Source organism: Epilithonimonas mollis, assembly GCF_900142325.1.
Lineage (GTDB): Bacteria > Bacteroidota > Bacteroidia > Flavobacteriales > Weeksellaceae > Epilithonimonas > Epilithonimonas mollis.
Map to the genome: position 1 here is coordinate 1 of NZ_FRAM01000006.1, position 14,449 is coordinate 14,449.

Annotated in this window: 10 protein-coding genes and 1 pseudogene; 5 read left to right on the plus strand and 6 right to left on the minus strand. The window is 36.2% G+C overall.

Translation table 11 applies throughout. From position 1 onward, the window contains the following. The first annotated feature begins 524 nt into the window (after positions 1-524). The 3 genes and pseudogenes from BUA97_RS17360 to BUA97_RS16365 all read left to right on the plus strand — a co-directional run bounded on the left by BUA97_RS17360 (position 525) and on the right by BUA97_RS16365 (position 2,131). Complete coding sequence (locus tag BUA97_RS17360) at positions 525-743, plus strand: GNAT family N-acetyltransferase (RefSeq protein WP_245795963.1); 219 nt, start codon at positions 525-527, stop codon at positions 741-743. A gap of 374 nt (positions 744-1,117) precedes the next feature. After that, positions 1,118-1,471: pseudogene (locus BUA97_RS17365) on the plus strand (GNAT family N-acetyltransferase). A 288-nt stretch (positions 1,472-1,759) separates the two neighbouring features. Continuing rightward, the gene (locus BUA97_RS16365; protein ID WP_073000387.1) at positions 1,760-2,131 is read left to right on the plus strand and encodes a response regulator; all 372 of its coding nucleotides are present in this window, start codon (positions 1,760-1,762) and stop codon (positions 2,129-2,131) included. A 208-nt stretch (positions 2,132-2,339) separates the two neighbouring features. Here the strand turns inward: BUA97_RS16365 and BUA97_RS16370 are convergent, their stop codons facing one another. After that, on the minus strand, positions 2,340-2,912 hold the full coding sequence (locus BUA97_RS16370) for a DUF6624 domain-containing protein (protein WP_073000390.1): 573 nt from the start codon (positions 2,910-2,912) through the stop codon (positions 2,340-2,342). A 1,164-nt stretch (positions 2,913-4,076) separates the two neighbouring features. Between BUA97_RS16370 and BUA97_RS16375 the strand changes: the two genes are divergently transcribed. Next, positions 4,077-6,305: a T9SS type A sorting domain-containing protein gene (locus tag BUA97_RS16375; protein ID WP_139258376.1), complete on the plus strand. Its 2,229-nt coding sequence runs from the start codon at positions 4,077-4,079 to the stop codon at positions 6,303-6,305. An 802-nt stretch (positions 6,306-7,107) separates the two neighbouring features. On the opposite strand, the gene BUA97_RS17210 is transcribed toward BUA97_RS16375, so the two are convergent. Next, positions 7,108-7,257 (minus strand): hypothetical protein, encoded by a 150-nt coding sequence (locus BUA97_RS17210; protein ID WP_175546224.1) that lies wholly within the window; start codon positions 7,255-7,257, stop codon positions 7,108-7,110. A gap of 49 nt (positions 7,258-7,306) precedes the next feature. On the opposite strand from BUA97_RS17210, the gene BUA97_RS16380 reads away from it, so the two are divergent. Continuing rightward, positions 7,307-9,112 (plus strand): T9SS type A sorting domain-containing protein, encoded by a 1,806-nt coding sequence (locus tag BUA97_RS16380; protein ID WP_139258378.1) that lies wholly within the window; start codon positions 7,307-7,309, stop codon positions 9,110-9,112. 321 nt (positions 9,113-9,433) lie between these two features. Here the strand turns inward: BUA97_RS16380 and BUA97_RS16385 are convergent, their stop codons facing one another. The 4 genes from BUA97_RS16385 to BUA97_RS16400 all read right to left on the minus strand — a co-directional run bounded on the left by BUA97_RS16385 (position 9,434) and on the right by BUA97_RS16400 (position 14,434). Then, positions 9,434-10,237, minus strand: a complete 804-nt coding sequence (locus BUA97_RS16385; RefSeq protein WP_073000396.1) for a helix-turn-helix domain-containing protein — start codon at positions 10,235-10,237, stop codon at positions 9,434-9,436. A gap of 205 nt (positions 10,238-10,442) precedes the next feature. After that, a complete protein-coding gene (locus BUA97_RS16390; protein WP_073000398.1) occupies positions 10,443-10,703 on the minus strand; it encodes a S41 family peptidase in 261 nt (86 codons plus the stop codon). Continuing rightward, positions 10,700-11,839, minus strand: coding sequence for a S41 family peptidase (locus BUA97_RS16395; RefSeq protein WP_073000400.1), 1,140 nt, complete (start codon positions 11,837-11,839; stop codon positions 10,700-10,702). Before BUA97_RS16395 ends, BUA97_RS16390 begins: the two co-directional genes overlap by 4 nt. Positions 11,840-12,316: 477 nt before the next feature. Further along, positions 12,317-14,434, minus strand: a complete 2,118-nt coding sequence (locus BUA97_RS16400) for a M13 family metallopeptidase (RefSeq protein ID WP_073000403.1) — start codon at positions 14,432-14,434, stop codon at positions 12,317-12,319. Between the last annotated feature and the right edge of the window lie 15 nt (positions 14,435-14,449).

A 14,449-nucleotide genomic window follows, 5' to 3' on the forward strand; every position in this document is an offset into this window, starting at 1 on the left:
TAAGCCGTATCAGGTTCAAAGGGACTCTCTCAATTCTTTTCAGAATACCCCTAAAGCGTTAAGCAAAAGTATTGAAAAATAATCAATCTTTATGAGTATGGACAAAAGATGTCAAATTAAATATTATAACCTCTATAAAGATATGATCTGTCTTTATAAAAGTAATTCTTGCGATCCTAGGGAAAAGGGATTCATGATTTATCATAAACGTGTCGAGTGGATTAAGTAATCTCTCAAAAATTAAAAATTTTGTATATTTACGATTATAGCATTAATGAGAGCGATCGAGAGAAAATGAAGATAATATCTGTAAGACAAAATCCTGAATATGAAGACAAGGCCATCCACTATTTCCAAAAAAACTGGTCTGAAATTTCCCTTGTAATCTATGAAGATTTTATTTCAAACAGCATTGGGGGCGAACAATCTTTACCCCAATGGTATCTTCTTGAAAGGGAAGGTGAGTTCATCGCATGCGCTGGGCTGATCACGGATGATTTTATAAGCAGAATGAATCTATATCCATGGTCTGCGTCCTTTTTATCGATAAGGAGCATAGAGGGAATTCCTATGGCGAGCTGTTGATTAATCAGGCTGAAATCATTACCAAAAAAGGCGGATTCAAATATCTGAATCTCTGTACGAGTCACATTGGTCTGTATAAAACATATGGCTTCAAATATATCGGACAAGGTTACCATCCGTGGGAAGAACAATCCAGGATTTATCAGATAGAGGTATAGTACCCCTAGTATATTATGCTCTAAAGATCAAGAACTATTTTTTATATGCGAATTTTTAAACTGGACAATCCAGCATGGCACTCTTTAAATGAAACCCATAAAGATTTCGGAATCGACTATGAAGTAATATAGTTTTACAATCCTGATTATTGCTCTTTCGCTGGTGCTTTGACCATTGAAAATGCTGAGTTGGGAATTGCAACATACGCATCACTTGCAGATCGTTTTTTTGTAATCGGGAATCGACCTCCAATCAATCAAAATGTAAGATTAGAAGGTGAATTGCGTGCGATCAGATAATACTTGATCAAAGGATTGACACTGAAATTACCGAAAATATAATTGAACTTCATACTGAGGAGCAAAGAGAGCAGTTGTTTAAGCTTGTTAACTTTGTACAGCCGGGATATTTCAAAGAGAAAACTGCTTCTTTAGGAAGTTATTATGGTATTTATATACATAATCAGTTGGTTGCAGCGACTGGCGAAAGAATGAAGATGGACGGATACACTGAATTAAGTGCGATCGTGACTCATCCCAACCATGCAGGCAGAGGATATGCAAAGCAGTTGATCGCTCATGCCTGTGAGCAAATATTCAATGAGTCGAAAATTCCATAACTGCATGTCGCTGAAAATAATGCTAATGCCATCAGGCTTTATGAGAAATTGGGATTTTTACTGAGAAGAAAGATAAGTTTTTGGAAATTAAGTTATAATGAAGCGTAATTTAATTGTTATCATATTAATGTATCTTAATGTTTGAGTTCAATGTCATGGAGTAGAATGTCCTTTTCTTTTTTTATTAGTCTTGTTTTTTAGGCAATAGCCGATTTTAATATTTATCTTTACCACCAATTACAAATTGTTTTGACATCATGATATTAGACATCCTCTTGGTATTATGTAGGGTTTTATATTTTTTACGGATAGAACATTCTATACTCTCAAACCCAATTCTCTATAGTTGATAATTAAACTTTTTTATCACCCCAGTCCCATCAATTGACCAACGTTATGACAAAGAAAACAATCTTAATATTTGACGATGACTTAGCTTTGCTCGATTTTGCTCAGTTTCTTTTCGAAGAGCAATATTATTCTGTTGAGGTTTGTTCTTCCACACAAAACGTCATTCAGAAGGTTGAGGAGATTCGTCCCGATATTATTTTTATGGATAATTGGATACCAACTATTGGAGGCATCCAAGCCACAAGGCTGTTAAAGTCACATTTACAATTCAAAACCATCCCCGTGATTTATATGACAACCAATAAAGATATTGAAAATCTTGCTAGGCAGGCTTTAGCTGATGATTATATTTCGAAACCATTCAGTATTGAACAATTAGAAAGCTTGACTTCTAAACACTTGGGGATTTGCCATTAATAACTTCTTCAAAAGAAATAGGATATAATTATATTTCCTAAGATAAATAGATTTAATTGAATCTAAACTGATTTTAGAAACTATGTTAAAGACGATGCTAACAAGATTTTTTAGGCTAATGTCATGCAGAATATGAGCTATAAAGATGTGCATTGATATAGTCTAATCCCGAAAAGTTTCTTAAAACCAATGACAATTGTCGTAAAACTTAAGGTCGTGATTTCCAACCCACTTTATTTCTCCATTGAGTGTAACCAGAATTCTGAGCTTCAAGCCATTCGATATCTTCTGTTGGTAAAATATGTCCCATGTCTTCCTGAGATACCGGCGTCAGACCATATTGTAACCGCAGGTCGTTTAGCTGCTCTACGTCAATGACCGGATATATTGTCCCATCAGAATTAAGCTGTGTTCCATACCTCTGTGGCATTCCTTCAAAATAAAGGATACAATCATGGAGATATGCCAGATACTTCTTGTTGATATCCGATTCATTTTCTAACATCAGTTGATAGCAGGCCTTCATGAATGCCGGTTCCGCTATGGAATGCTGAATGATAAGACATGCTGCTTCACTGGCCTCTTTTCCCACTTTGGATATACCAGGGAAACCAATTTCCTTTATAATTTGCCTGAGTTCGTCTGCATTGTCCTTATGAACCTCTTCCATCTCGGGATGGTAAACGCCTGTTAAATTATTTTCGTTCACTAATCTTGCCCTTACTGCGAGATCATTTTCCAACAGTTGAAGTAGTTTCTTTGATGTTCTATCTTCATTCATTACTAACAAAAGGTTTATTTGAACATTGTACTAGTTATACAGTTGATATATTACCCCAAACTTAATAAAGTTTACAACGTAAAGATAACAATTTATTAGACAATCAAGATAATCGAGTGGACGAAGACCAAAGCATATTTATAGTAAGAGAAGAATTTTTGGACTACTGAAGCAAGCCTATGACAATCCAATCCTTTTCGTCGTCTTATATTGGGCGCTTTGCATCTTGGTAGAGTTTTACTGGAGGCACGAACCAACGAGATTATTTTATTACAATGTGGATTTTAAATTGAATTTCTAATGATCTAGCACATCCTTTAGCAAAAATGAACGGTTCAAAAATGGATCATAAGCAAGTCCCCGACAAAATTTTTTACTAAAAATTAATATCCATGAAAACTCATAAAAATGACAAACGTACAAAATTTACTGTGATTTTGATTCAGGTGTCGAAATATCAATCTTTATAGGTGTTATTTTTCTGACTGTCAGGTTTTAAAGTTTGTATATTAAATATTTTGATTGTTCTTTTTTTTAAATCATAAGCGTTTTTAGACCATGTCAGAGATAGACCTTAATTTCTTTCTTATTTTAACATGGTAAGCTAGCATTATCACAAAATACGGATGCCATTAAATTCCAATATTGCATTTCCGTGTCCTCAATTTTTATTTCCAGATGTAAGAATCTTTAAGAAATCTTTACAGGAAAGTACTAGCATAACTTATTATAAAAAAATACAACATCATTGTTGAGGGGCGAGCTTTTTACAAAATGCAATCAAGTAAGTCGGTCTAATACAAAATACCCATATACTGAAGAAACAGTTTGCTAGTGTAAGCCTTTATGTAAACCATTTTAATTAACAAGGCACAATTTATCTATGTTATAATTTGAGATGGCTCATACAATTTGTAAAAATTTTGTTGTTAACATTTGCTTCTTAATAAATAAACGATGCTTTTCGAAACGAAGTTTTAACTTTTTTCTAATATAATGATTCTTAAAAAAAAATGAATATTATTAATAAAATTTCGATTTTGTATAAAGCTTATTGATAAAATAAATTAATTTCGTGATTTTTAATAATAAGTGATTATTTTGTCTAAAATATTAAAAATAATGTTAATTTTAAACATTATTAATCATAAAAACTATTATTCAATGAGAAAGTTCTATTTGATGTTGGTGTTGCTTTTAGTAGCAATGACCAATGCTGTCTCTGCACAAACTAGTACTGAACAGTTTGAGACGGAATCCAATGGAAGCACAAGCTTCACAGACAATGGTGTTATATTTAACATTATATCGAATGTAAACACCTATGACATTCAGGCTGCCTATCCTGGTACCGGGTGGAACGGTACTTCAGCCGATAACAGGTATATTGATAATTCAGGAGCTGGCAATCAGTCTGCCGGCACATCGTTCAGCATTAAAACAACTTCCAATCTTTTTAAGGTAAACAGGTTCTGGGTCTATGCTGGAGCCGCAAACACAACTCTTGGCGTTGCCGGTACACTAACTATTACCGGCAAACTTTCGGGAGTGACTAAGTTTGCTCAGACCAAAACAACAGGCTTTACTACAACGACTGGAACTGCCAATGGTTACACTTTAATCGATTTGACCAATCTTAACGGTCAGAATTACAGTAATATTGTCATCGATCAGATTCAAATCACTGCCGGAGGAAATTTTCAATATCTGGCACTAGATGCCTTTACGTGGGTAAAAGATTCGGGAATTGTTTTAGGTTCACTATCATTGGCTCCTAGCCAAACCAATGTATCTTGTAACGGAGGTTCTAATGGAACAGCAACAGTAACCGCCTCAGGTGGAACAACTCCGTATACCTATAGCTGGAATACTTCACCAGTTCAGACTACAGCAACTGCTACAGGTCTTGCAGCTGGAACTTATACAGTTACTGTAACAGATGCAACTAACGCGACAAAAACACAAAGTTTTACCATCACCCAACCTGCCAGTGCAGTAAGCGGAACCACAGTAGTAACGAATGTTGCTTGTAACGGTGCTTCCAATGGCGCGATCAACTTGACACCAGCAGGTGGAACAGCACCTTACACATTCAACTGGGGTGGGGGTGTTACGACGGAAGACAGAACAGGTCTTGCAGCCGGGACTTACACAGTAGTTATCACTGATGCTAACGGATGTACAGCCACTGTAAATGCTACGGTAACCCAACCTGCCAGTGCAGTAAGCGGAACCACAGTAGTAACGAATGTTGCTTGTAACGGTGCTTCCAATGGCGCGATCAACTTGACACCAGCAGGTGGAACAGCACCTTACACATTCAACTGGGGTGGGGGTGTTACGACGGAAGACAGAACAGGTCTTACAGCCGGGACTTACACAGTAGTTATCACTGATGCTAACGGATGTACAGCCACTGTAAATGCTACGGTAACCCAACCTGCCAGTGCAGTAAGCGGAACCACAGTAGTGACGAATGTTGCTTGTAACGGTGCTTCCAATGGCGCGATCAACTTGACACCAGCAGGCGGAACAGCACCTTACACATTCAACTGGGGTGGCGGCGTTACGACGGAAGACAGAACAGGTCTTACAGCCGGGACTTACACAGTAGTTATCACTGATGCTAACGGATGTACAGCCACTGTAAATGCAACGGTAACACAGCCTACAGCTCTTACTGCTACTACTTCCCAAACAAATATCGCATGTAACGGTGGATCTTCAGGAATAGCAACCATTAACGTTTCAGGAGGAACCGGACCATACACCTACTCATGGTCTCCTTCAGGAGGTACTGCTGCAACAGCATCGGGTTTATCTGCCGGAACATATACAGTGACTGTTACTGATGCTAATACATGTACATTATCAAGGACATTCACGATTACGCAATCGGCTCCTATTTCTGCACCTACGGGCGCTACGGAACAGACTTTTAATTCTGGGGATAATCTAAATGCTTTAGTAGTTAACGGGCAGAATATCAAATGGTATGCATCTGCAACAGATGCAACTAATCATACTAACGCATTGCCTACGAGTACTTTACTGGTGACAGGTACTACCTATTATGCGACACAAACAATAGGAGGTTGCGAATCAAAAACATCACTCGCAGTTAAAGCTACTGATATTACATTAGGTGTTATAAATGAGGGCAAGTTTGCTAAAATGATGATATATCCTAATCCGGTAAATGATATACTGAGATTTGCCGGTAATGAAAAGATCAGTAATGTCACTATTTTCACGCTAGAGGGTAAAAAAGTAATGGAGAAGGTAATTAATAATGACAAAACTGTGAATGTTCGCAATTTGATTCAAGGAAATTATATTATTAGTATAGTCACTGAAAAGGGTGTACAAACCACAAAGTTTATTAAGAAATAATTTAAGTTAAATTATTATTTGTAAAAGTGAAGGCCGTCGCATTGCGACGGCTTTCATCTTTAATGATAGCAAATAGTTAATGTTATTTCTGATTGTATTCATCGATTTATTGGAGCCCTGGAAGAAGTCAACAAGAATTTTGTAAAGACCCGCTTGATCGTTGTTGCAAAATGAAGCAGCACAGTACTGAGCTATAAGAATTGCTATATAATGCGTGTTCCAATCCAAATTAATGGAGGAGATGTTCTATCTGTATTCAGAGTGGTATTGAACTAAGGTGAATTATTCACTTTAAGTTATTGTCAAAATAGACTATTAACCTTTACTTAATATGTCACAATATTGTGAAAAATTGACACATTTGCATACAGTATAGATATTTGCTAAATGTAAATCTTTAAATTTTAATAAAAGCTGCTTTGCCAATCAAAAGCGAGATAAAGCAAAAAAATGATGTGGTAACATTTCAAATATTTTCCCTTATCACAGATAACATTCTAAAATATAAACAACTTAAACATAACCATGAGTAAAAAAATATTCTCAATCTTACTATTTGTAATTTCTATTTATTCACTTCTCTCTGATCTACATGAATCTGCCGCCTGTTGACAAGTACCCGAAACTTTCCCCGCTTGAAAATGAATTATTAAGCACAAGGGTTATGCTTACTGAAATTGATCACAATTATATAGGTGCCCAACGGAGGAAAATAAAGAACTCATCGGTTAAATCTTTTTAATGAATATATGACCTACGGCGTTTTGTACTTTATTGTAAGGATAACTATGATCAAAATGCTTTAGAAAAGATAACTAATGATGTAGTAACCCACAAAAGGAGATGGCGTTGCACTTCCTGCGGGAGATTTTTCAATACTTCCGGACTCATGGACCAACACCAACCTTTCTGCCAACCCCTGGCCTGCCGGGACTGGTGACCAATTAATCATCTATCAAGGAAATGAGAGCAGTCCTTCGTTTATTTACGCCTTCAATAATTTGAGGAATAATAGTACTAACATTTCAAATGGATGGTTTGTAAATCCCAGCGGTGTTGAACCCTCCACACAACTTCCAATTTATTGTGAATTACCATATGACTTGGGTACAACTTATTCTGTCGGTTTTCTTACCCCTATGACTGATTCACGCTATTCTGATGTGAAATATAATCCCAGTTCTGCAACTGGTACGAAAGCGGCAATTTTAGCGGATATTGCCAATACTGCCAAATGGATTAATACAGTTTTACCTGGGGGTGTAGCATACGACTTCAGTTTAGGTTTTGGTTCAGGTGATACAAAATATTTTAAATTTACTATTGCGGGTAACTCTACAGCACCAAGAGTCAGTACATCTGCAGCTGCCAGTATAGGTGCGACAAAAGCAGTATTGGGTGGAAATGTCAGTGCCGATGGTGGAGCAACTGTGAATGATAGAGGAATTGTCTGGGCAACTACTGTAGATCCTAAAACTTCTGATAATAAAGTAAGCAATGGAAACGGAAACGGTATTTTTAGCTCAACTGTTTCATCTTTGCCACCAGGAAGTGTAATACATTTCAGAGCATTTGCCACTAATTCGACAGGAACCAGTTATGGATCTGATTTGACTTTCACAACCAATGCGGCTTTGTCAGGGACGATCAGTAAAACTGATATATCCTGTTTTGGCAGTTCAAATGGTACTGCTGAAGTTAACATAACAGGCGGCTCTGCTCCATATAACTACTCGTGGTCTCCTTTTGGCGGAACTACATCTAAAGCCACTGGATTAACTCAGGGAACCTATGTTTGCACTATAACGGATAGTGAATCAACACAAATATCTAGGTCTATCACTATTGCTCAACCTGACTCAGTAGTATCCGGAACAACAGTGGTAACTAATGTTGCCTGCAACGGGGATGCTAATGGAGCCATCAACATGACACCTGCCGGCGGAACAGCGCCTTACACTTTCAATTGGGGCGGTGGTATTACAACAGAAGATAGAACAGGATTAGCTGCAGGAACTTATACTGTAATCATCACTGATGCCAACGGATGTACTGCAACTGTTACTGAAACAATAACACAACCGACTGCTCTCAGTGCCACTGCATCACAGAAAAATATTGCATGTAATGGCGGATCTACCGGGATAGCAACTATTAACGTTTTGGGAGGAACGACTCCTTATACATATTCTTGGTTTCCATCAGGCGGTACAGCTGCAACGGCGAATGGCTTATCGGCCGGAACTTATACTGTGGCTGTGACCGATGCTAACGGATGCACGTTATCGAGAACATTTACGATTACGCAAGCGGCTCCTGTCTCCGCTCCAACAGGCGCAAGTACACAAACATTCAATAATGGTGATACATTAGCAGTATTGACAGTTAATGGGCAAAACATCAAATGGTACGCGACGTCGAACGATGCTACAAATCATGTAAACCAGTTATCTGCCAACACTGTAATTACAAATGATACGACCTATTATGATACTCAAACAATTGGTATTTGCGAATCTAAATCATCTTTACCTGTCAAAGCGTTTAATGAGACTTTGGGAACTGGCACTATTAGTGGTGAATCCAAAATTATGATCTACCCGAATCCTGTGAAAGATATTTTGAATTTAAGTGGCAATGAGAAAATTACCAAGGTTATTATAATGTCTATTGATGGCAAAAAAGTATCTGAAAAGATGATGGTTGGGGAGAGAACAATCAATTTACATTCATTAATTCAAGGTGCATATCTTATCAACATTTTCACAGATAGGGGTGTACAAACTATCAAATTTATAAAGAACTGATTTCAATCCATTATTAAACAGAGAAGCCACTGCAATTTGCAGTGGCTTCTCTGTTTAATATTTTTTAAATTTTTTAACTATAAAATGAATGGTTAATGCAGCATCTGTTCTGATGAATGGTGTACTATCTTAGACCAATATTTTATAAATATAAAAAAAATAGTTCATTACACACCTTCTTTCTGAACCGTTGCAGTAAACCAAGATATTATTGTAGGAAATCTTTTTTCAATATGTCATTGTACTATTATCAGTGAGATATCAACTTTTATAGCTCCTGAATTAATCGCAGATATTATACAAATTGTAAAAACGGAATCTTTAGATAAAAAACCAGATGTTTTCTTGTTCCGTATCTACTTTTTTAAAGAAGTCTTTGGGCTTAGAACCAGTTAATTTTTTGAAATCTTTAATAAAATGGGATTGGTCGAAAAATAAACTTTGATAAGAAAGGGTTGAAAGGTTTGTGCTCTTTTTTTGGTTTGCTAATGCATTTCTAAACCGATGAATCTTCCTGTATTCCGAAGGTGATTTTCCAACATTCTTTGAAAAAATGATATTGATACGTTGTCTTGTAAAATCATATTTTTTAGCAATTTCTTCTTGTCTTAAATCATTTTCAATATCTTCAATAATCTGTTCTGTGATTCCTAAATCTTTTTTTTTAAAATGTGATAGTAGATGATCCTCTAACAGTTCAATCTGTCTATCTCTGTCTATCTCGTTCAATACTTCTGATATTTTTTCTTTATAATCAGTAAAAGGAGCAAATTCTGGGATAGCATAATCTTTAAAAAGTAATGAACTATCAATGAAATGATTGATTGCTGCTGGTTTGAAGTAGATGGTAACCTCATGAACGAGATTTTCATATATAATCTCAATAGGTTGCGAATATTTTGTTACAAGGCTTGACCAGATATTTTCTTGCTCTGATGCCCTGATAACGTACCTGTTTTCGGAAAATTCTCCTAAAGCATTTCTGTAGAAAGAAAGTATGCAGTAATTGTTAGGAAAGGTGAGATAGCTAAAAATTTTTGAATCTTTATCTTCCACAAAAAAATAATAACCTTCAATATATTTTTTTAATATATTATTTTTTGGTTTATAAAATTTAACTTCCATCGATGAAATTGCATTAATTATTTAAATTACAGTAAATTTAAACTTGGATGTACCAGACTACTGAAGTCATCAGTTATTATAATTTATAAGATGAATGTCTGAATAATTTTGTTGAACAATAGTTGTAGATCGTCTACAAAATTATCAATTTAATATTTAATTTGGTGACATATCTCATTTCCATCGATACAATTGATAACAAATATTATTTATTGTTCAATAATTTAAAAACCATCTCAATAGCCTCATCTCCACCATCTGTTTTTTCTTTCAATTTTCTGATAAAAACATTTTCATTATGTGAATAATCAATTTTTACATTTGGAGAGATTCCTACGCTTTCATAACAAATTCCATTTATATCCTGATACACTTCATTGGAAAGGTTTAATATCCAACCGTTAGGTAACTTTTTTTCCAGAATATCAGAAAATATACCTTCAGTACTGGAACCTATCCTTGTCATGTTTTTACTGACATAGAGCTGAGAGCTAGTATTTCTGGCGCGCTGGCTGTTTGGTGACTTATGAGCAGGAAAACAGGTTTGTTATATGTCCTTTTTGCTGGTGCAACAGAGAAGAACTGTTGTTCAGTATAGCCATCTATCAATTTAGCTTTTTTAGAAAATAATTTAGTTTCTTCTGCAATAAAATGCCTTAGGATCTCTAATGAAACCATATCATATCCACCTAGATTAAAGCGCAGATCCAAAATGATTGCTTTTGTCCCTTGTAATTCTTCTATGATTTTACCCATTAATACGTTAATTCCTCTTTTTTCATCTTCAAAATGTTTGGGGTTACCTTCGGACATCTTCAAATAATCGAATAAATAATCATATCCTGTCAAAGAGCGAGGATTTTTATACTTGTAAGAGAAGAACATCATATTATTGATCTGTATATAGCCGACGTTATTGCCGGTAATTCCGTAATTTAAAAGTCCACTTCCTTTGATGCTTGTACCAAATCTGACAGGATTCTTGACATAATATTGTAAAATTTTATCTTCAAGTATGGCCGTTTTATTGTTAGCTCTGTAATGGGGGAATTCGCCATTTTTTTTTGGTATTATAAGGCTGGTATGCCCATCATTCAACTCTCGTATAATACGCTTTATAATACGACTTAGTTCACCTTTGTTTCTGATGTTTTGTTTTTGATATTTTTCCTTTGTACTGGCCCAATTCATTTTCCGCTCTTTAAAAAAAGGATAATTTTCATTCATCATATTCCAGAAAACATTAAAATTAAAATTGGGATCTTCGGATTTTGTTATGCTGTACTCCACGCTCTTTGGCAGTTCTTCTATTTTGTCCAGCGTGTAGACTTTAATGCCTTCAGTGATCGTAAGTATATCTTGACTTACTCGCTTTACAGTTCCCAACTTGGAAATATCAGATCTTTTTAATTGAGAGCTCAATGTACATGAGATGGCTGTTACCTCGTAGCTATTAATTAAAGTGTCTTGAATGTCTATAATTTTTCCGTAACCTCTGCTTTTCCAGATGCCTGTCAAAGAATCAGCTATTTTTTGAGCAAATAGACCATTGTATGAAAGTAATATAAAGGAACAGATAGTGATTTTTATTTTTTTTGTCATTTTTACTTGAAATTTTTAAACTATGACTGAGAACTCTGCACCAGAAATTGGTTGTGAAATAATACTAAAATGATTAGATTATTACCGAACAAGTTTGGGTAATCTTATCAATGAAGTTGATAATGTGTAATTCGTCATTAAATGATTTTTAACGTAAGAATATGGAGATTAATCCATCATTATTTATAAGATCCATTATCAGCTAAAAACTTTATTAAGGCAACGATAAAACACAATATTTGATAAAGTTTTGTCTGGAGTAAATTTTACACAAAGAAATTGATTGTACTGGTTGAAAAATTGTAAAAATGGAATGTCCGGATAAGAAAACCAGAAACCTATTGTGTTTGGAAACAAGGTATTTCAACCCATCATCTCAAAAATATAAACTTTTAAAACCCCTATGATCAATTAGTTTTACTTGTGTTATATTTTAGATAAAAATGCTATCAGGTAAATTTAAGTATATTATTTTTGCTACCAGATCCTCACTCTGTCTTGCGCTTTAAGATAAAGTTTATTATCTCTCTTGATATTAAAAGCTCTATACCACTCATCAATGTTCCTGACAACACCATTGACACGGTATTGAGCTGGGGCGTGATAATCCTTTTCTGCACTAACTCGATATGCTTCGGGTGTATAAAGACTTCTGTTGACTTGTGCAAAAGACAGAAAGTATCTTTGATCGGGTGTAAAACCATCGAGGTTTTTGTTTTCGGCAGGTTTATCTTTCAGATAAAGCCTGTAGGCTTCGTGAGCAACGACCACTCCTGTTAGATCACCGATGTTTTCTCCAAGCGTTTGCTTTCCATTCAGATGAATTCCCTCTAGTGGCGAAAAGCTGCTGTATTGTTCAATAAGGCGATGGGCGCGGTTTTCGAATTGTTTTCTGGTTTGGGGACTCCACCAATCTCTCATCACACCATTGCCGTCGAACTGTGATCCCTGATCGTCGAAACAATGCCCCAGCTCGTGACCGATGATCGCACCTATTGCACCGAAATTAACCGCTGCATCTGCATAGGGATCAAAGAAGATAGGTTGTAAAATGCCTGCTGGAAACTCTATTGAATTATATAATTTGCTGCTCGTCGCATCAACAGTCTGCGGCATTTGATACCATTCCTTACTGGTGAATTTTTTATCAAGAAGTGATCTTTCATAATCCCAATTTGCTTTTGCGATGAGCTGTTCATTGGAAACCGGGTTTTTTGGATCAAACATAAAAGATGAATAGTCACGCCAGACATCCGGATATCCTATTCTGACTGTTACTGCATTTAGCTTGTCAATAGCTTGCTGTCTGCTTTTTTCATCAAGCCACTCCAGTTTTTCAAGCCTTTCGAGAAATGCCCGGTGAATGTATCCAACAAGATCTTTGATACTTCTGAGATGGGATTCTGGAAAATATTCTTCGACATATAGTTTTCCGACAAGTTGTCCAAGTCGATTGTTGACATATTGAATTGATTTCTGCTCTCTCGGAGCATCGCTTTTTATACCACTCAAGCGTGTTCCATAAAAGTCGAAATAATTCTGACGGAAGTCTTTTGATAACAGGGTGGAGTGGTTGACGATCCAATGAAATGCAAGATAGGCCGACCAGACCTCTGTTGGTGTTTCGGCAAATAACTTCGCTTTTGCCTTGATCGCAGTATCTGCCTGTAGGATCACCCGGTTTACGTTATCAACCTGTCTTTCTCTAAGGAAAGCGTTCCAGGGGAAACCGGGAGCATACGATTCGAGATCTAAAGGGCTTATCAAATGTGAGTTGATTTTGCTGTCCCGCATCTGAGCTGGTGACCACTGTGAGGTGGCCAATTCAGTTTCAATCTTAAGGATATCATCAGCCAATCGTTCAGCGTTATTGACATGGGCTAATTGGAAGGTATGAATAATGTATTGTTTGTAATCTTCTCGGAGCTGTATTTTGTCTTCGTCATTCTTTGTGTAATAATCAGGAGAAGGTAATCCGATACCACTTTCATTCAATGACACTAAAAATTGGCTTCTGTCCTTAACATCAGGTCCGGTATGGATAGCGATGATCGAGAAAGATTTTGGGCTTGCCATCCATTTCGCAACCTCTTCATGACTTTTAATTGCGAGGATTTTTTTAAGATCTTCCTCAATGGGCTTAATGCCAGCTTCGTCCATATGGTCCGTATCCAGATATCCTAAATACACCGAACTGATCTGTTCTATAGACCGGTTTGTAGAATGACCTGTTTTAGCTCCATCACGGATCATCTCGTTGATTCGCAGATTGATTTTATCTTTAGCTTCTGTATAACTGTTAAATCCCGAAGATCCGGCTGGGATTTTTGCTGATCTCAGCCAACCTTCATTAACATAGGTATAAAAATCATTGCCGGGTTGTACCGTCTTACTGATGAACTGAGTTTGTACGCCCCAATCTCCAAAGGATGCCTTTACTTTATTAGATTCAGGGTTCTGCGCTTTAATGCTAAATACCGAAGACATTAAAACGAAAAGAAAAACTGTTATCTTGAGCCCTCCAATTTTTTCAGAATAGCCTCTTTCTCTGTGGAATAATATAAATGAATTATGATTTGAGATCGGTAGATTCATATTTTATCAATTGTA

What these genes read in the sequence shown, in the direction of transcription:
- BUA97_RS16400 (WP_073000403.1), bottom strand. Translation starts at nt 14,434, where the DNA reads ATGAATCTACCGATCTCAAATCATAATTCATTTATATTATTCCACAGA.
- BUA97_RS16395 (WP_073000400.1), bottom strand. Translation starts at nt 11,839, where the DNA reads ATGACAAAAAAAATAAAAATCACTATCTGTTCCTTTATATTACTTTCA.
- BUA97_RS16375 (WP_139258376.1), top strand. Translation starts at nt 4,077, where the DNA reads ATGAGAAAGTTCTATTTGATGTTGGTGTTGCTTTTAGTAGCAATGACC.
- BUA97_RS16390 (WP_073000398.1), bottom strand. Translation starts at nt 10,703, where the DNA reads ATGACAAGGATAGGTTCCAGTACTGAAGGTATATTTTCTGATATTCTG.
- BUA97_RS16370 (WP_073000390.1), bottom strand. Translation starts at nt 2,912, where the DNA reads ATGAATGAAGATAGAACATCAAAGAAACTACTTCAACTGTTGGAAAAT.
- BUA97_RS16385 (WP_073000396.1), bottom strand. Translation starts at nt 10,237, where the DNA reads ATGGAAGTTAAATTTTATAAACCAAAAAATAATATATTAAAAAAATAT.
- BUA97_RS17360 (WP_245795963.1), top strand. Translation starts at nt 525, where the DNA reads ATGGTCTGCGTCCTTTTTATCGATAAGGAGCATAGAGGGAATTCCTAT.
- BUA97_RS17210 (WP_175546224.1), bottom strand. Translation starts at nt 7,257, where the DNA reads ATGATTAATTGGTCACCAGTCCCGGCAGGCCAGGGGTTGGCAGAAAGG.
- BUA97_RS16365 (WP_073000387.1), top strand. Translation starts at nt 1,760, where the DNA reads ATGACAAAGAAAACAATCTTAATATTTGACGATGACTTAGCTTTGCTC.